Source organism: Rhizobium sp. CG5, assembly GCF_023701945.1.
Taxonomy (GTDB): Bacteria; Pseudomonadota; Alphaproteobacteria; order Rhizobiales; family Rhizobiaceae; genus Allorhizobium.
Genome location: NZ_JABAEF010000001.1, coordinates 165,208 through 183,789, shown reverse-complemented (window position 1 = coordinate 183,789; position 18,582 = coordinate 165,208). Strand labels below are relative to the sequence as shown.

The 18,582-nt window shown below is 63.1% G+C and carries 16 protein-coding genes; 8 read left to right on the top strand and 8 right to left on the bottom strand.

The window, feature by feature from the left end:
• Positions 1 to 4: 4 nt before the first annotated feature.
• From HGO38_RS00810 to HGO38_RS00800, 3 genes are all read left to right on the top strand, one after another.
• Positions 5 to 1,975, top strand: a complete 1,971-nt coding sequence (locus tag HGO38_RS00810) for a methyl-accepting chemotaxis protein (RefSeq protein WP_250954022.1) — start codon at positions 5 to 7, stop codon at positions 1,973 to 1,975.
• Positions 1,976 to 1,977: 2 nt separating this feature from the next.
• On the top strand, positions 1,978 to 2,442 hold the full coding sequence (locus tag HGO38_RS00805; protein WP_168472641.1) for a chemotaxis protein CheW: 465 nt from the start codon (positions 1,978 to 1,980) through the stop codon (positions 2,440 to 2,442).
• Between the two features lie 223 nt (positions 2,443 to 2,665).
• A complete protein-coding gene (locus HGO38_RS00800) occupies positions 2,666 to 3,037 on the top strand; it encodes a hypothetical protein (protein ID WP_250954021.1) in 372 nt (123 codons plus the stop codon).
• A gap of 299 nt (positions 3,038 to 3,336) precedes the next feature.
• Here the strand turns inward: HGO38_RS00800 and HGO38_RS00795 are convergent, their stop codons facing one another.
• A complete protein-coding gene (locus HGO38_RS00795; protein WP_250954020.1) occupies positions 3,337 to 3,828 on the bottom strand; it encodes a CreA family protein in 492 nt (163 codons plus the stop codon).
• 54 nt (positions 3,829 to 3,882) lie between these two features.
• Entirely contained in the window at positions 3,883 to 4,500 is a 618-nt protein-coding gene (locus HGO38_RS00790) for a 3'-5' exonuclease (RefSeq protein ID WP_250954019.1), read from the bottom strand.
• Positions 4,501 to 4,774: 274 nt separating this feature from the next.
• Here HGO38_RS00790 and HGO38_RS00785 point away from each other — a divergent pair, with 274 nt between their 5' ends.
• The 5 genes from HGO38_RS00785 (at position 4,775) to HGO38_RS00765 (ending at position 9,887) form a co-directional block, all read left to right on the top strand.
• On the top strand, positions 4,775 to 5,317 hold the full coding sequence (locus HGO38_RS00785; protein ID WP_250954018.1) for a GNAT family N-acetyltransferase: 543 nt from the start codon (positions 4,775 to 4,777) through the stop codon (positions 5,315 to 5,317).
• Between the two features lie 210 nt (positions 5,318 to 5,527).
• Positions 5,528 to 7,483 carry a DEAD/DEAH box helicase gene (locus HGO38_RS00780; protein ID WP_250954017.1) on the top strand — a complete coding sequence of 652 codons (1,956 nt, stop codon included), beginning with the start codon at positions 5,528 to 5,530 and terminating at the stop codon, positions 7,481 to 7,483.
• Between the two features lie 142 nt (positions 7,484 to 7,625).
• Positions 7,626 to 8,240: a LysE family translocator gene (locus HGO38_RS00775; RefSeq protein ID WP_250954016.1), complete on the top strand. Its 615-nt coding sequence runs from the start codon at positions 7,626 to 7,628 to the stop codon at positions 8,238 to 8,240.
• A 340-nt stretch (positions 8,241 to 8,580) separates the two neighbouring features.
• Positions 8,581 to 9,462 (top strand): TIGR02587 family membrane protein, encoded by an 882-nt coding sequence (locus HGO38_RS00770; RefSeq protein ID WP_250954015.1) that lies wholly within the window; start codon positions 8,581 to 8,583, stop codon positions 9,460 to 9,462.
• A gap of 14 nt (positions 9,463 to 9,476) precedes the next feature.
• Entirely contained in the window at positions 9,477 to 9,887 is a 411-nt protein-coding gene (locus HGO38_RS00765) for a TIGR02588 family protein (protein WP_250954014.1), read from the top strand.
• An 18-nt stretch (positions 9,888 to 9,905) separates the two neighbouring features.
• Here HGO38_RS00765 and ligA read toward each other — a convergent pair whose 3' ends face one another.
• The 6 genes from ligA to lpxC all read right to left on the bottom strand — a co-directional run bounded on the left by ligA (position 9,906) and on the right by lpxC (position 18,441).
• Positions 9,906 to 12,065 (bottom strand): NAD-dependent DNA ligase LigA, encoded by a 2,160-nt coding sequence (gene ligA, locus HGO38_RS00760; RefSeq protein ID WP_250954013.1) that lies wholly within the window; start codon positions 12,063 to 12,065, stop codon positions 9,906 to 9,908.
• 74 nt (positions 12,066 to 12,139) lie between these two features.
• Entirely contained in the window at positions 12,140 to 12,952 is an 813-nt protein-coding gene (locus HGO38_RS00755) for an endonuclease/exonuclease/phosphatase family protein (protein ID WP_250954012.1), read from the bottom strand.
• A gap of 55 nt (positions 12,953 to 13,007) precedes the next feature.
• A complete protein-coding gene (locus HGO38_RS00750; protein ID WP_250954011.1) occupies positions 13,008 to 14,456 on the bottom strand; it encodes a phospholipase D-like domain-containing protein in 1,449 nt (482 codons plus the stop codon).
• A gap of 174 nt (positions 14,457 to 14,630) precedes the next feature.
• Entirely contained in the window at positions 14,631 to 16,301 is a 1,671-nt protein-coding gene (gene recN, locus HGO38_RS00745) for a DNA repair protein RecN (protein WP_250954010.1), read from the bottom strand.
• Positions 16,302 to 16,333: 32 nt separating this feature from the next.
• Positions 16,334 to 17,203 (bottom strand): outer membrane protein assembly factor BamD, encoded by an 870-nt coding sequence (locus HGO38_RS00740; RefSeq protein ID WP_502941478.1) that lies wholly within the window; start codon positions 17,201 to 17,203, stop codon positions 16,334 to 16,336.
• A 281-nt stretch (positions 17,204 to 17,484) separates the two neighbouring features.
• Entirely contained in the window at positions 17,485 to 18,441 is a 957-nt protein-coding gene (gene lpxC / locus HGO38_RS00735) for a UDP-3-O-acyl-N-acetylglucosamine deacetylase (protein WP_250954008.1), read from the bottom strand.
• Between the last annotated feature and the right edge of the window lie 141 nt (positions 18,442 to 18,582).

Sequence of the window (18,582 nt, the reverse complement as noted above, 5' to 3'; positions counted from 1 at the left end):
ACGCATGTTTGATATCATTTCGGGCCGCAGGCTTTCCGTAAGGCAACGCATGATGACCCTTGGCGGCGCCGCTGTCTGCGGCATAGCCTCCATGGTCGCGGTGGGCTTCTACCAGAACAGCCGCGTCGACAACGCCCTCAACCGGACCATCACATTGCAGCAGGATCTCGAGCGCATCAACGAGATGCGCCTTGCCAATGGCGAACTGGTCCTGGCAGCCATGGACACCATCATCGACCGCGGCGAAGGCAAGATCCAGCCCGAGCGCATGGCGACCATCGAGGCCGCTGGCAAGACACTGGCCGAGGGATCGGCCATATTGAAGGCGGCTGCGGAAGACGTCGGCCAGCCGGCACTTGCCGCAAATTACGACGCCGATCTGGCAGCTCTGCGCCAGGCGATCGCTGTGGATCTCAAGGTGCTGGTCGAGACCGGTGCTGACGAGAGCACCTACGCCAAGATCGATGACGCCATCGACGGAGCCGGCGCAGGACTTGCCAAGACGCTAAACGACATTTCGGCGCTGGCAGGCGGGCTTCAGAAAGAGCGTGTCACAGAGGCAACCGAGGCCTCGCGCCTGTCGCTGACCCTGCAGACCGGCCTGGGGCTGCTCGCGCTGCTGACCGTTCTGGCGCTGCAGTTCATTCATGCCAACGCCATCGTCAACGGCATCCGCACAGTCCGCGCCAGCATGCAGCGGATCATCGATGGTGACTATGCGCAAACCCTGACGGAAAACGATCGCAGCGATGAAATCGGCGACATCGCCCGCTCGGCCGATATTTTCCGGCTCGCCGCCATCGAAAAGCGCAACCTGGAAACCAGCACCGCCGAAGCCCGCCAGCGCAACGAGCAGGAACGCGCCGCCCGCGAAGCCGAAAGCTTCGCCGATGCCCAGGCCGTGAAATCCGCCGTCGATGCCCTGGCGCTTGGGCTTACCAAGCTTTCCGATGGCGACCTGTCGGCCGCCATCGACCAGCCCTTCCACGGCGACCTCGACCGCCTGCGCAACGATTTCAACAAGGTGACCCAGAACCTTCAAAGCGTCATGGGCGAAATCGCCAGCAACAGCAGCTCGATCCAGGCCAACGCCAACCAGATGCGCACGGCGGCAGACGATCTCGCCCGCCGCACCGAACAGCAGGCGGCCTCGCTTGAGGAAACCTCGGCGGCCCTCGACCAGATCACGGCCACCGTTCGCAATTCGACCGAACAGGCCGAACATGCCAGCCACATGGTCGACAATGCCAAGAACTACGCCGAATCATCGGGATCGGTGGTGAACGATGCCATGGCCGCCATGGAGCGCATTGAAGGCGCCACCGGCGAAATCGGCAAGATCATCAACGTCATCGACGAAATCGCCTTCCAGACCAACCTGCTGGCCCTCAATGCCGGCGTCGAAGCGGCCCGCGCCGGAGAGGCCGGCAAGGGCTTTGCGGTAGTCGCCCAGGAAGTGCGCGCTTTGGCCGGTCGCGCCGCGGATGCCGCCCGCGACATCAAATCGCTGGTCAGCAAGTCGAATGTCGAGGTCAAGACCGGCGTCGACCTGGTGACGGCCACCGGCGAGGCGCTGCATCGCATCGGCGAGGATGTGTTGCGGATCAACGACCACGTCAAGTCGATCGTCACCTCGGCCCGCGAACAATCCGTGGGCCTCAGCGAAATCAACTCGGCCATCGGCCAGATGGACCAGGTGACGCAGCAGAACGCCGCGATGGTGGAACAGACCAATGCCGCAAGCCATACCCTGGCCAGCGATGCAGAAAACCTCGGCCGCCTCGTCGGCCAGTTCAGGATCGACGGACGCCAGCGAGTGGCGAACCGTGGACCGGAGGCCGTGACGTCCTCCGCAGAACCCAAACCGTCACCCGCAAGGAGCCTCATGGGCAAGGTTGCGGGCGCATTTAACCGAAGCACGTCGTCTGCCGCGCCGAATTCGGCAGCCGCCAAAGAAAACTGGGAAGAATTTTGATCATGTCCAATGCCATTAAACAGTCCGGCGCCTATCTGGAAATCGTCTCCTTTCATCTTGGAGACCAGGAGTTCTGCATCGACATCATGGCGATCCGCGAAATCCGCGGCTGGGCTCCGGTAACGCCGATGCCCCACACGCCCCCTTACGTTCTCGGCCTCATCAACCTGCGCGGCGCCGTGATCCCGGTCATCGACATGGCATGCCGTCTCGGCATGAAAATGACCGACCCTTCGGAGCGCGCCGCCATCATCGTCACCGACATTGCCGGCAAGCTGGTCGGCCTGCTGGTCGAACAGGTCTCCGACATGATGACCATCCGCGGCGAAGATCTGCAGCCTGCGCCGGAAATCATTCCCGAAGAGCAGCGCGCCTTCTGCCGCGGCATTGTCGCCCTGGAGAAGTCGATGGTCTGCTTCCTCAACCTCGACACTGTCATCGCCGACGAACTGGCCCAGGCGGCCTGAGCGATCGACGGACAAGGTGGCGCTTCGCATAATCTTGGCAGCGTCCCGGACCTGAATTGACGCTGATTCTCTCGGCGGTGTTATCGGCTGGCAAAAATAGCCCTGGTGTTCATCGGAACATCCAGGGCCTTGGCGTGTTTATCCTTCGCTAATGGAAACAACGGTTTGACCGGGTCCGCACGAGGCGGTCCGGGCGAAAAAAACCATGCTAAGGAGAAACACCATGTCCAAGATTTTGAAGATTGCTCTCGCGTCTATGATGTCCGTATCGGCTCTGGGCGGCGTTGCTCTTGCCCAGACGACTCCTCCTGCCGCCAGCTCGGCTGCCACTGCCACGACCACGCAGAAGGCGATGATGATGACCGATGACATGCTGTCGATCGTCGTCATCCCGGCAAACACCGGCTCCTCCAGCGGTAGCGCGATTCCCGACACGGTCACCAATGCATCGCCGCAGACCATGAAGGCCGCCCAGGACGAGATCGCCACCAACGAATCGCTGCGGATGTCCCTGGAAGCCAAGAATGTTCAGTTGCAGAACGTCGTGGCCATTCAGACTGCAGCCAATGGCGGCAAGACCGTTTACGTCCGTTAATTCAATAAGATAAGGCTAGCGTTATCAGCTGGCTAATCGATTGAATAAAAAATCGCCCTGGAGGATTTCCAGGGCGATTTCCGTTGATCCAGCAGATTGGATCAATGCATAGGCAGAACGTGAACAGGAGTGAGACCGGAACGATGGGGTTTTCGCCACCGGTCGTCTTCACGCCCCGATAACTTGCCTGAATTTCTCACGCTTAAAAAGTGTAGTTCCGCGCAAAGGGGTACGTCATTCGACGAATTGACAGACCTTTTTTGGGCTGAATGCTGTTCAGCCCAGGCTGTCGGGCGCCCTTACTGCGGTTTCCCGTTCTTCCACACCACCTGCTGTCCAAACAGCGGCACCGTCGAAATGGCCATCTTCGCCGATCCATCGACCACCTGTCGCGAATGTGCCAGATAGATCAGCGTGTCGTTCTGCTTGTCGTAGATGCGGTTGACGACCAGCGCCTTCCAGATCAGCGACATGCCCTCGCGGAACACTTCGTCGCCATCCTTTGACAGGTCGATATCGCCGATCTCGATCGGCCCGGTCTGGCGGCAGGCGATCGAATTGTTGGACGGATCCTCGAACCAGTTGCCCTTTGACAGACGGTCGATGATCGAGCGGTCGAAATAGGTGACATGGCAGGTCACGCCCTTGACCTCGGGATCGCTGACGGCATCGACGACAATATCGTTGCCGACCCAGTCGACACCGACCTTGCCCACCTCTTCGGCGAGCGCCATCCCGCCGGCAAGGGAAAGGGTTGCCACACCGGCGGCAATGAGAAGTTTGTAGGACATCGACAGGCTCCCAGAGGATTGCGTTGCTGCATTACATAAGGGAGTGGCAGATCGTTACAAGACGTGCAGCGTGCCCTTGCGCACCGAGCAGGATTCGTAACCCGTGGCATGCAGCCGGCCCGGCCGCATGCCGATCTTGGCGGCCAGGTCCAGGATGGCCCCGACGCCCGCCTGACGCGCCATGGCGATGGTGGCGCTGGCGCAGACCACGGCATCTTCGGCGGCATTATGGTGCACGAAGCGCAGGCCCAGATGCTGGGCCAGGATATTCAGCTTGTGGGACGGCAGATGTGGCCAGACTTTTTGGGCCAGCTTGACGCTGCACAGATACTGGAACGCCGGATAGGGCTGGCGGTAGAGGTCCAGCGTCGAGCGCCAGACGCTGAAGTCGAAGGCCGCATTGTGGGCGATCATCGTGGCGCCTGCGAAATCGTCGGCGAATTCGTCCATCACTTCGGGAAACTCGCCGGCGTCCTCGACATGTTCCGGGCGGATCCCGTGAATGGCTGTATTGAAGGAGGAAAACCGCATCACCTTCGGCCGAATCATGCGCTCCTCAACCCGGGTCACGACACCGTCCTCGATGAAGGCAAGCCCCACCGAGCAGGCGCTGCCCCGCATTTCGTTGGCAGTCTCGAAATCGATGGCGATGGCTTTCAACGGACGGACCATTCAGGATGAGGACGATTCGCACTCATTATAGCCTGTGCAGCGACCTGGCAAACCGGCGGGCCGGCCAAGGCTTGACATCGCCACCGATCGCCAACACCATATCGGGATGAACGCTGTCGCTTCGACCCTGCATATGACCGTCTCCACCACCGTCCTCATCGAGGGCGCGGGAGCACGGTTGCGTCGATAACGGCACGATCATCCGGCGAACCCTACCGAGGCGAGTAGGGTTCTAAAAACGCCTGCTCTCCCGGCACCAAAGATGGAGAGTAGCATGCCTGACATCCCGCCCATAAATCCGATCAATGCCGCCAGCGCCTGGCCCGAGGGTCTTGTCATCCGCGCTCGCGCCGCGGCCGATGCCGAAGGGATCACCGCCATGCAGCAGCAGCCAGGCTTTCGCGCCGGCACCCTGCGCCTGCCCTATCCGAAGCTTGAGGACGTGCGCAAGTTCATCGAATCCGAGAATCCCGGCAGCGTCTCGCTCGTCGCGGTCATGGACGGGATGATCGTCGGCGATATCGGCCTCAATCGCTTCGTCGGACGCCGCTCGCACGCCGCCGGCATCGGCATGGGCGTGCATGACGCCTATCAGCGGCGCGGCATCGGCCGGGCGCTGCTCGGCGAAATCGTCGCGATCGCCGATGACTGGTTGAACCTGGCGCGCCTGGAACTGACGGTCTTTATCGACAATACCGGCGCCATCGCTCTCTATGAAAGCTTCGGCTTCGTTCGCGAGGGCCGGTTGCAGGATTTCGCCTTTCGGGCGGGATCCTATGTCGATGCCTATTCCATGGCGCGAATCAACCGTCATTGAGACCGAAACAGCCGTCCCGGCCGCAAATTCGGCCGGCCGGGCGGCTTTTCTCGCCAGTGGCTGCGTTTCGGCTCTATACAATGCGACGATTGCAAAGTAGGAACGGCCCATCAGGAATGACCCGCGCTGGCGCGGGAGCGGCGCCTATGGCCGCCCGATTGCACCATCGGCTACGGGTGCAAGTGAACAGAATTTCGAAAGACGGACCTCATGACACAATTTGACGGCATCGTCCCGGCGATCGCCGAGGCCTTGCGCAAGCGCGGTTACCTCGACCTCACCCCCGTCCAGAAGGCAGTCCTGGATGGCGAGCTGAACGGAGCCGACGCACTGGTTTCGGCCCAGACCGGTTCGGGCAAGACCGTGGCCTTCGGCCTGGCGCTCGCCCCGACGCTGCTGGGAACGGCCGAACGCTTCGGCAAGGCCGAGGCACCTTTGGCGCTCGCCATCGCGCCGACCCGCGAACTCGCCCTGCAGGTCATGCGCGAGCTGGAATGGCTCTATGAACTGACCGGCGCCGTCATCACCTCCTGCGTCGGCGGCATGGACATGCGCAACGAGCGCCGGGCGCTCGACCGCGGCGCCCATATCGTCGTCGGCACACCGGGCCGCCTGCGCGACCATATCACCCGCAACTCGCTGGATCTGTCCGGCCTGCGCGCCGTGGTGCTGGACGAAGCCGACGAAATGCTCGACCTCGGCTTCCGCGACGATCTGGAATTCATCCTGCAGGCTTCCCCTGAAGAACGCCGCACTCTGATGTTCTCGGCCACCGTGCCGCGCGCCATCGCCGATCTCGCCAAGAACTACCAGCGCAATGCCGTGCGCCTGCAGACCGCAGCCGAGGCCAAGCAGCATGTCGACATCGACTACCGCGCTCTGGTCGTCGCCCCGTCCGACCGCGAGAATGCCATCATCAACGTGTTGCGCTATTATGATGCCAAGAACGCCATCGTGTTCTGCCAGACGCGCGCCGCCGTCAACCATCTGACCGCCCGCTTCAACAATCGCGGCTTTGCCGTGGTCGCCCTGTCCGGCGAACTCAGCCAGAACGAGCGCACCCACGCGCTGCAGGCCATGCGCGACGGTCGCGCCCGCGTCTGCATCGCCACCGACGTTGCCGCCCGCGGCATCGACTTACCCGGCCTCGAACTGGTCATCCATGCCGACCTGCCGACCAATCCCGACACATTGCTGCATCGCAGCGGCCGTACCGGTCGCGCCGGCCGCAAGGGCGTCTCGGCGCTGATCGTGCCGGCCAGCGGCCGCCGCCGCGCCGAACGCCTGCTGCAGAATGCCAATATCGACGCCACCTGGGCAAAGCCGCCATCGGCCGACGATATCCTGCGCCGCGACGACGAGCGCGTGCTGGCCGATCCGGCCTTTTCCGTGCCGCTGACCGATGACGAGCGTCCGTTCATTGCCGAGCTTCTGGAAAAGCACGGCGCCGAACAGATCGCCGCCGCCTTCGTCCGGCTCTATCGCAACAACCGCTCTGCCCCCGAAGACCTGATCGACGTCGCCCTGACGCCGGAGCGCAAGCGCCGCGAAGGCGAAGACTTCGCCCCGTCGCCCAGCCGCGGCCCGGATCCGGCCTTCGGTCCCAGCAAGTGGTTCTCGCTGTCGGTCGGCCGCAAGCAGAGCGCCGAGCCGCGCTGGCTGATCCCGATGATCTGCCGCCATGGCCAGCTGACCAAGGTGGATATCGGCGCGATCAAGATGCAGCAGGACGAAACCTTCGTAGAGATCGCCGCCGGCAGCGCCGAGCGCTTCATGGACGCGCTCGGCCCCAACAAGGCGCTGGAACGCGGCATTACCGTCAAGGCGATCGACGGCGTTCCGGACTTGAGCGGCGGCCGTGCGCCGGCTGGCGACAAGAAGCCTTACGCCGATAAGAAACCCTATGCCGATAAGAAACCCTACGGCGAGAAGAAGGCATTCGGCGACAAGAAGCCTTATGCGGATAAGAAGCCCTATGCCGGCAAGCGCCGCGACGACGACCTGGTCAAGGCCGACCGCGAAGTCTGGGGCGATGCGCCGAAGGCCGCCACCGGCGACAAGCCGGCCTGGAAGCCGAAGGGCGACAAACCGGCCTATGCCGGCAAGCCGAAATTCGATGGCGCCCCCTCCTTTGACAAGAAGAAGCCGCGCAAGCCGAAGGCCTGAGCCCAGCTCAATCACATTGGAAAAATCGGAACGCTCGCAGCAGACATGTTGCGAGCGTTTCTGCTTGCGGGAAATATCGGCATCCGGCATCCTGCCCATTGTCTACGCTTCCGTCTGAAAACCGATCTCGTCGAGGGTGTCCGTGGAACCGCTATCGATTGCCATCTTCGCAGGCGCTTTGCTGCTCAATGCAGGGACACCCGGTCCGAGCATTGCCGCACTGGTATCGCGTGTGATCACCAATGGATGGCGCGACGTAATCCCCTTCGTGGCTGCCATGTGGATCGGCGAAGTGATCTGGCTGACCATGGCGATGGCCGGCCTCACCGCTCTGGCCCAAACCTTCCAGTTTGGCTTTCATGTCCTGAAATGGCTCGGCATTGCCTATCTCTGCTGGCTGGCCTTCAAGATGTGGCGCCAATCGGTCGGCGAAGGCATTGACGATCTTCCGCGGCGGACCTCGCCATTGTCGATGTTCGGTGCGGGTATGGCGCTGACCTTGGGCAACCCCAAGATCATGGTGTTCTACCTCGCCCTTCTGCCGTCGTTGATCGATCTTTCAAGGACAGGGGTACAGGAATGGGCGATCCTCGCCGCCGTGACGCTGGCAACGCTGGCGGCGATCGATCTGAGCTGGACCTTCCTCGCACACAAGGCGCGGCATCTCTTGCGCACCCCGCGTGCCACACGCATGGCCAACCGGATCGGGGCCCTCGCTTTGGGGGGAGCGGCGGCGGCTATCGCGACACGCAATTGAGGATCCGGCAGGGTCTTGGGCGCCTGCTGGTCGTCCGCTCAACCATACGCAGCGCAGACGCGGTTTAGCGGGCGGTTTTGGGTTGCCTTTTTAGAATGGAACAATTGCGCCTCGCCCGCATTACCTCGCCACATCGGGCAGGGCAATCGCATCTGAAGACAGTCCCCTCCCAAACCCTCCCCACAAGGGGGAGGGCTTAACCCAGCCGCACCCTCTATGGATAGAAGCGAGCGGGTTCGTCCGGGTCTTCTCCCCCTTGTGGGGGAGATGGCCGGCAGGCCAGAGAGGGGCTTTCTAGTGTGCGATTGCCCTCCCACATCGGGGAGCAGCGGCAACAATCATGATTTCAGCGGTCGAAGCCAGGCAGGACGCGCGTCGTCTTAAACGCAATCGCTTTGTGATGGGGCTGGCGCGCGGGCTGGCCGGTGCCCTGCTGTTTGCCCTGCCGATGCTGATGACCATGGAAATGTGGTATCTCGGCTTCTACATCAGCCGCGAACGCCTGCTGCTGCTGATGCTGCTGAATATCCCCCTGCTGATCGTGCTGTCCCACCGCATCGGTTTTGAAAAGACCCTGACCTGGCGCGAAGCGATCCGCGATGCCATCGTCGCCTATGGCATCGGCATCGTCGCCAGCACCGTGATCCTCCTGGCCTTTGGTCTCTTGAAGGGCGACATGCCGCTCAGCGAGTGGATCGGCAAGATCGCCCTGCAGGCCGTTCCCGCCAGCATCGGCGCCATGCTCGGCCGCAGCCAGCTGGCCGGCGATGCGGATGACGAGGACGAGGACGAGGACGACGAAGAGGATGACGAGGAACAGGAGCGCAAGACCAGCTATGGCGGCGAACTGTTCCTGATGGCGGCCGGCGCCCTGTTCCTGTCGCTCAATGTCGCCCCGACCGAAGAGATGATCGTGCTGGCCTACAAGATGACGCCCTGGCATGCGCTGGCCATCCTCGTCCTGTCGATCGGCCTGATGCACGGCTTCGTCTATGCGGTGTCATTTGAAGGTGGCCATGAACTGTCGCCGGAGACGCCCTGGTGGCATGCCTTCATCCGCTTCACCCTGCCCGGCTATGCCATTGCGCTAATGATCAGCCTCTACGCGCTGTGGACCTTCGAGCGCATCAACGACACCGCCTCGGTGGAAATCATCATCTCGATGATCGTGCTCGGCTTTCCCGCTGCCCTGGGCGCCGCCGCCGCCCGCCTGATCCTGTAAAGGGGACCCAACCCATGACCACCGTCAAAAGCGGCCACAGCACCGAATATGACCAGCCCCACTGGATCGAATGGGTCGCCGGCATGCTGTCGCTGGTGCTGATCCTCGCCATCATCGGCTGGGTCGGCTACGAGGCCGTCACGCGCACCGATGAGACGCCGGAGCTGTCCGTGACGCTGCTTGGCACCGACAGCGGCCCGACCGGACACCGGGTCACCTTCGAGGTCGAGAACATCTCGACCGCCACCGCGGCCGCCGTCGTCCTGCATGGCGAAATCACCGACAATGGCGAGGTCGTCGAAGAAGCCGAAGTGACCTTCGACTACGTCCCCTCACAATCCAAGGCCGGCGGCGCGTTGATTTTCCAGACCGACCCGACCGGCAAACAGGTGACGATCCGCCCGGTGGGATTTACCGATCCGTGATGGCTATTGCTGCCACGCTTACCCGCCGATCAGCGCCAGCCATTCGTCTTCGGTCATCACCGTGACACCCAACTCCCGCGCCTTGGCGAGCTTGGAACCGGCATCGGCCCCGGCGACGACATAATCGGTCTTCTTCGACACGGATCCTGCGACCTTCGCCCCGAGGCTTTCGGCCCGCGCCTTTGCCTCGTCGCGCGTGAATTTTTCAAGGCTGCCGGTGAACACCACCGTCTTGCCGGCAACCGGACTGCCGCTGGTCACCGGCGCCGCCGCATCGATCGGGCGCACCTCGTCGAGCAGGCGCGACACCACTTCCATGTTGCGCGGTTCGTTGAAGAACTCGACGATCGAGGCGGCCACCACCTCGCCGATGCCGTCGATGGCGTTCAGCTCGTTCCAGGCCTCACCGAATTTCGGCGCTGCCGCCTGCATGGCCTCCGCAAAGGCCGCATAGGAGCCATAGGAGCGCGCCAGCAGCTTGGCCGTGGTCTCGCCGACATGACGAATGCCGAGTGCGAAGATCAGCCTGTGCAGGGCGATATCGCGCCGTGCATCGATGGCGTCGAACAGCTTGCGCACGCTGACCCGGCCGAACCCGTCGATATTTTCCAGCTTGGTCAGCGTCGAGGCCTCCTGCCGCCGCTTCAGCGTGAAAATATCCGGCGCCGTACGAATGGAGAGCGACGGATCTTCGCTGTCGAAGAAGAAATCGACCTGCTTGGTACCGAGCCCCTCGATGTCGAAGGCATTGCGCGACACGAAATGCTTGATGTGCTCTTTCGCCTGCGCCGAGCAGACAAAGCCGCCCGTGCAGCGCGTCACCGAATCGAGCTTGCCGGTCTTCTCGTTCTTCTCCCGCACCGCATGGCTGCCGCAGACCGGGCATTGGGTCGGAAACGCGTATTTGACTGCCCCCTCCGGCCGGCGCTCCAGAACCACATCAAGCACCTGCGGAATGACGTCGCCGGCCCGCTGCACGATGACCGTGTCGCCAACTCGGATGTCATGCCCCTCCTCGCGGATGCGCTCGCCGCCATTGCCGATGCCCTCGATATAGTCGGCATTGTGCAAGGTCGCGTTGGTCACCACCACGCCGCCGACGGTGATCGGCTCCAGCCGCGCCACGGGCGTCAGCGCCCCGGTGCGGCCCACCTGGATGTCGATCGCCTCCACCGTGGTAAAGGCCTGCTCGGCCGGGAACTTGTGGGCTGTGGCCCAGCGTGGGCTGCGCGAGCGGAAGCCGAGCCGCGCCTGCAGGTCGAGCCGGTCGACCTTGTAGACCACACCGTCGATATCGTAGTCGAGATCGGCGCGCTTGAGGCCGATCTCGCGGTAATGCTCGATGATCTCTGCCACCGAGACCAGCCGCTTCATCAGCGGATTGACCGGAAAGCCCCATGTTCCAAACGTCTCGACCATGCCCATCTGGGTATCGGCCGGCATTGCCGACATCTCGCCCCAGGCATAGGCGAAGAATTTCAGCTTGCGGCTAGCGGTCACCTTCGGATCGAGCTGCCGCAGCGAGCCGGCGGCCGTATTGCGTGGATTGACATAGGTCTGCCGGCCCTCGGCCTCCATCAGCGCGTTCAGCGCCAGGAAATCGCTACGGGCCATATAGACCTCGCCGCGCACCTCGACGATGTCGGGTGCACCTGCGGGAAGCTCGGTCGGAATTTCGGGAATGGTCAGGATATTGGCGGTGACGTTTTCGCCCGTCGTGCCGTCGCCGCGGGTCGCGGCCGTCACCAGCCGGCGGTTCTCGTAGCGCAGCGACATCGACAGGCCGTCGATCTTCGGTTCGGCGGTAAAGGCAATGCTGTCGTCGGGAAGATGCCCGAGGAAACGATAGACCGCGGAAACGAAATCGGCGACGTCCTCGTCGGAAAACGTATTGTCGAGCGACAGCATCGGCCGCGCATGGGTGACCTGCGAGAAGACGCCGGCCGGTGCCGCGCCGACCCGCTGCGACGGGCTGTCGGTGCGCAGCAGCTCCGGGAACCGCGCCTCGATCGCATCGTTGCGCCGCTTCAGCGCATCGTAGTCGGCGTCCGAGATCTCCGGCTGGTCCTTGCCGTGATAGAGCGCGTCGTGATGGGCGATTTCGCGCGCCAGACGTTCCAGCTCGGCCTTTGCCTGGTCCTGGCTCAGCTCTTCGATTGCGATCGTTTCAAACGCCATGGCCACCTCCGAATTGCGACTTGGCAGGTATTAGCGAAAAACGGCGCCATGAGAAGACGCCTTTCGCAAAACCCTCAGACAAGTTTGCCGAGCGTCAGATCAAGCCGCGCCTTGATCGGCAGATGGTCCGATGCCGTGCGCGCCAGCGGCGTATCGTGCACCGAGATATCGGTGATGAGCCCGGCCTGGTTGGCCATGATGCGGTCCAGCGACAGCACCGGCAGGCGGGCCGGAAAACTGGGCAGCGCCGGCGGCAAGGGTCCGAAGACAGGCTCCAGCCGGCTCAGCGACGAGCCCTGCCCCAGCCGCCATTCGTTGAAATCGCCCATCAGGATGGTCGGGCATTGCGATCGTGCCCGCATCAGGTCGAGGATCATGTCGGCCTGCTGGCGCCGCGCCCAGCGCAAGAGGCCGAGATGGGCGGCAATGACGCGCAACTCCGCCCCGCCCTTCATCTCGATCTCCGCCACCAGCGCGCCGCGCGGCTCAAGCCCCGGCAGCACGACCTGATGCACATCGCGCACCACGCCCTCCTTGAACAAAAGCACATTGCCGCGCCATCCATGGGATTTCGGCTGGCTCAGCACCGGCACCCGCGTCAGTCCGGTTTCCAGATGCAGGCGCGGCAGGTCGAGCAGGCCCATGCGCTCGCCGAACCGCTTGTCGGCCTCCTGCAGCGCGATCACATCAGGGCCAATCTCCCGAATGACCTGGATGATGCGGTCTGGATCGAACTTACCGTCCGTGCCGACGCATTTGTGCACATTGTAGGACGCGACCAGCAGCCCGCCGTCACTGTCATCCCGCACCGACAGCAGCGGCCGTTCCCCGCGGCTGCGAAGCGAGGCCATCATCTGGGTGGCGAGGGTGGGATGGGACTTCTTCATGCAGGCCAACCGTTCCATCTTGTCGTTATGCGAAAGCCGCGTTGAGGCGCATCGCCTATAGATAGGGCGAAGCGAGCCACAGGAACCGTTCGAACAGACGCAGCACGAACGGCCGCGCCTGCAGGCGCTCCAGCGTCACCGGCTCGCCGTTTTCAATTCCCACCGCGACCCGGTTATCGATGAACTCGGCCAACGCCGTGTCGAACACCTCGATATCCACCTCGAAATTGAGCCGCAGCGAGCGCGAATCGAGATTGGACGAACCGACAAAGGCCCATTGCCCGTCCACCGCCAAAAGCTTGGAATGGTCAAAGGTGCCGGGCGCCCGCCAGATCCGGCAACCGTCCTTGACGATCTGCTCGAACTGCACGTTCATGGCATGGTTGACGATCGCCTGGTTATTTTTCTCCGGCACCACGATATCGACCGCCACGCCACGGCGCGCCGCCGTCGACAGGGCACTGAGGAAGACGTTGTCCGGCAGGAAATAGGGCGACATGATGCGGATCGACCGCTCGGCCACGGAAAAGGCTCCCAGCAGCATCTTGTGGTTGGTTTCCAGATTGGTATCGGGGCCGGACACCACCGTGCGCACCAACGGCGGCTCGCCGGGAACCGCATCCTCCACTGAAATATGCCAGGCCTCGCCCTTCAGGACCTCGCCGGTTTCGAAATGCCAGTCGTCGGCCGCCACCGAAAACAGATCCGACACGACAGGACCTGTCAGGCGGAAATGCGTATCGCGCGCCGCATCCGTGCCGGCAAAGGCAGCGCGGATGTTCATGCCGCCGATGAACGCCGTCCGGCCGTCCACCACAATGATCTTGCGATGGGTGCGCAGATTGGCATAGGGCAGCCGCAGGCCCATGATGACCTTGCCGTTGAAGGCATTGACCGCCACGCCGCCATCCTCGAGATAGCCGAGGATACTGGGCACGCTGTAGCGCGCCCCGACTGCGTCGACCAGCACGCGCACCTCGACGCCCCGGGCTCTTGCGGCAATCAGGCAATCGGCCACCCGCAGGCCGACCGCATCGCGGTCGAAGATATAGGTCTCCAGGATGATGCTGCGCTCGGCCGCCTCGATCGCCCGGCACATCGCATCATAGGCCTCGTCGCCGGTCGCCAGCGGCACCACGACATTTCCCGATGTCAGCGTGTGTTTGGCCACCCAATCGCCCAGCGTGCGCAGGGACTCCATCCGCCCGCCGAACCGTCGCCCGACATCGCCCGGCTCCACGGCATATTGCGAGAGAACGTCCTGCAGCGGACCGAGACGCAGTGCCCGGCGCGCCATGATCGAGGCACGGCGGATGCGGTTGATGCCCACCATGGCATAGATCAGCGCGCCTAGGATCGGCGAGAGAATGATCACGCCGACCCAGCCGACCGCGGAGCGCACATCGCGCTTGGTCATCGCCGCATGCACCGCCGCGACCGTGCCCATGACGGTGGAAATGACCGCAAGGATATGCGGCCAATATGTCGTGAAGACCTCAAGCATTGCGCACCGGGGAAAGAGGATCGGCATGGGCGGCGGCAAACCTGCGCCAGCCGTGGCGGCGTGGCAGTGTTCGACCCTCGGTAGGACGCGCCAGCCCTAGACATTGTTCCATCGATCAGCCCCCGAAAAGATCCAGCATGGCCGTCCTGCGGATCGTGATGCCGGCCCGGTCGCTCAGTGGTCTCCAGCCAGCAGCTTGGCCGCCGCCGCCCGCGCCTCGTCGGTCACCGAAGCACCGGCCAGCATGCGGGCGATCTCTTCGGTGCGATGCTCCGGCTGCATGGTGGCGACGCGGGTGGCGATTTTGTCCCCATCACCCGCCGGACCCTTGGAAATCAGCAGATGGGTCTCGGCGCGGGCCGCAACCTGCGGCGCATGGGTCACCGACAGCACCTGGACGCGGCGCGAAAGTTTCTTCAACCGCTGGCCGATCGCGTCGGCAACGGCGCCGCCGACGCCCGTGTCGATTTCGTCGAACACCAGGGTCGGCGCCGAGCCGCGATCCGCCAGCGCCACTTTCAGCGCCAGCAGGAAACGCGACAGCTCGCCACCCGAGGCCACCTTCATGATCGGCCCCGGCCGCGTGCCTGGATTGGTCTGGACATGGAATTCGATCGTGTCGATGCCGTCGGCCGTCGGTTGCTCGGCATCGGTACCAACCTCGACCATGAACCGGGCCCGCTCCAGCTTCAGCGCCGGCAATTCTTCCATCACCGCATCGGCAAGGGCCGTGGCCGTATGCTGGCGCTTGTCGGACAGCGCCCGCGCCAGCCGATCGAAAACCAGCTTGGTCTCCGATACGGCTTTGTCCAGATGGCCAAGCCGCTCCTCGCCGGCATCGAGATCGGCCAGATCCACCACCATCTTTTCGGCCAGCGCCGGCAGCTGGGTGACCGGAACGGAATATTTCCGGCCGGCAGCCCTCAGCGCAAACAGCCGTTCCTCGACCCGCTCCAGCTCGCGCGGATCGAATTCGGTGCGCCGCAGCGCCGTTTCCACTTCCATCTGGGCATTGGACAGGCTGTCGAGCGCCGTGCCGAGCAGCTGCACGGTTTCTTCGAGCAGACCCGGCGCCTCGTGGCTCTTGCGCTCCAGCCGGCGCATCAGCGAGGCGATCAGCGGCACCGGCGACGAATTGCCGTTGAGGAATTCCGAGGCCTCGGAAATATCGCCGGCAATGCGCTCCGACTTCTGCATCTGCCCGCGACGGTCGGCAAGCTCGTCCTCCTCGCCGTCGCGCGGCGCCAGAGCCTCGAGCTCTTCGACAGAGGCCCGGAGATAATCCGCCTCGCGGGCTGCTGCCTCGACCTTGGCGCGGTGCACCTTCAGCACCCGCTCGGCATCCCGCCAGGCCCGATAGGCCTGCGAGACGGTCGCCGCCTCGTCCGTCAGCCCGCCAAAGGCGTCCAGCAGGATCCGGTGTGCATTGATATCGACCAGCGCCCGGTCGTCGTGCTGGCCGTGGATCTCAACCAGCATCTGGCCGGCCTGGCGCATCAACTGCACGCTGACCGGCTGGTCGTTGACATAGGCCTTGGTCCGGCCATCGGCCGATTGCATACGGCGGAAGATCAGGTCGCCATCGTCATCGATGCTGTTTTCGCGAAGCAGCAATCGCGCCGCATGATCGGCCCGAACGTCGAAGACGGCCGTCACCTGGCCCTTGTCCTCGCCGTGGCGCACCAGCGAGCCATCGCCTCGCCCGCCAAGGGCCAGCGACAGGCTGTCGAGGAGAATGGATTTACCGGCGCCGGTTTCACCGGTCAGCACAGACAGCCCCGCCTCGAAGGCAAGGTCCAGCCGCTCGATCAAGACGATATCGCGGATCGAAAGCTGGACCAGCATGGGCGTTCAAATCTCGCGCAGAGGAAGGAGGATCAGGAACCCACAAGAAGCTTCTTGCCGGCTCTGGCAATCCAGGAGCCGGAATTCTCCCGTGGCTCGACGCCGCCGCTCTTCAGGAGCTTGTAGCTGTCGGCATACCACTGGCTGTCAGGATAGTTGTGACCGAGAACCGCCGCAGCGGTCTGGGCTTCGGTAACGATGCCCATGGCGAAATAGGCTTCGACCAGACGCGCCAGCGCCTCTTCGACCTGGTTCGTATTGGGATATTGCTCGACCACGACGCGGAAGCGCGAGATGCTGGCCAGATATTCCTTGCGCTCCAGGTAGTAGCGGCCGATCTGCATTTCCTTGCCGGCCAGCTGGTCGCGGGCAAAGCGGATCTTCGCCTGAGCGTCCTCGACATATTGCGAGTCGGGATACTCGTCGACGACCTTCTGCATCGCTTCGATGGTGCGCTGCGACTGCTTCTGGTCCTGGGTGACCGAAGCGATCTGCCGCCAGTTGGACAGGCCGACCAGATATTGCACATAGGCCGCATCATCGGACTTCGGATAGAGATTGAGATAGCGCGCGCCGGTCGAATTGGCTTCCGCGTAGCGGCCGAGCCGATACTTGACGAAGGTGCTCATCACCAGTGCCTTGCGCGACCATTCCGAGAACGGATGCTGCGCATCGACGGCATCGAACTTGCGGCCGGCTTCTGCCATCTTGCCCGCCTTGATATTGGCAAGACCCTGATTGTAGAGCACTTCCGGCGGATCGGTTTCGGCGGCAAGCTTGGTGATGTCGATATCCGGGTCGGTCTGGCAGGACGATAGCAGGGCACCGGCGCCGGCGATCGACAAACACACGGTCAAAATCCGCGCCGCATTCTTTACCATTGCAGACCCTACTTCACTCATTCGACAGATCCCGATTGCAGCGTCGCTAGAAAAGCCATCGCTTCCGACTGGCGTTTCTAGCCATAAAAGCCACTTGAGAGCAACGCAATGATGGCGATTTAACGCATTTTTATGGCGCGTCGGAAAGTAAATTCAGTTATTTGCGCCGCTCGGCGCAAAGCCGTTGACGAACCGCAGCTGCCAGTGCGTGCAAAAAAATAAGGCCGTGATCCCCACCCTTGACGGGAAAGGATCACGGCCCTTGATCTAGGTCGTCGCAAACCGCGTCGGCCGCGTGCCGATCAGGCCGACCAGGGAGCAAAGCCCGGTGCGTTGACGGCGACGAATTCGCGGACCCGTGCCTGCGGGCCTCGTGCAGCCGGCGCCTCGACGACTTCGTAGGCGCCGTTGTCGCTGAGCAGCGCCTTCAGGGCATTGGCATTCAGCTTGTGACCGCCGCGATAGGAGCGGTAGCAGCCGATGAACTGCGCGCCGGCCAGCGCCAGGTCGCCGATGGCGTCCAGCGTCTTGTGGCGCGCGAATTCCTGCTCGTAACGCAGGCCTTCCATGTTGATGACCTTGTTGTCGTCGGAAATGACGACGGAATTTTCCAGCGACGAGCCGAGCGCAAAGCCGGCAGCCCAAAGCCGCTCGACATCGCGCATGAAGCCGAAGGTGCGGGCCCGCGACAGTTCCTGCTTGAAGCTTGCAGCCGTCAGGTCGCCGTTCCAGGCCTGGCGGCCGATCAGCGGGCAATCGAAATCGATCTCCACTTCGAAGCGCGTGCCGTCATAGGGGCGGAACTCGGCCCAGGATGCACCCGATTCGATCCGGACCGGCTTGGTCACCCGGATGTAGCGGCGCTTCACGCCGAGGATCTGGATACCGGCCTGCTCGATCGCATCAATGAAATAGCCCGAGCTGCCGTCCATGATCGGCACTTCGGCACCGTCGACCTCAATGATCAGATTGTCGAGGCCGAGCGAATAGACCGCCGCCATGACATGCTCGATGGTGGCGATCGAATGGGCCGGCGAAAAGCCCAGCACGGTGCAGAGATCGGTATTGCCGACCTGCGAGGACACGGCCTTCAGTTCGGTGACATTGCCATCGGGATGCAGACGGTTGAAGACGACGCCCGTACCGGCTTCGGCCGGCAGGAAGCTCATCGTCACAGGCACGCCGGAATGCACGCCGATCCCCGTCAACGTCACGGGGTTCGCGATGGTCGTCTGAAAACTGAGCAATCCGATTGCCATGAATGTGTCGCCTTCCGCAGTGTCAGCAAAAACCGGAGCCGCCCGAGATGGAGCGGCTGCGCTCTCGCTGAGTATTCATCAAGATGTCAACCCGGCCGTTGTGCGCCATAGAGTCGGCAGCCGGTTTCCCTTGCCCTGTCT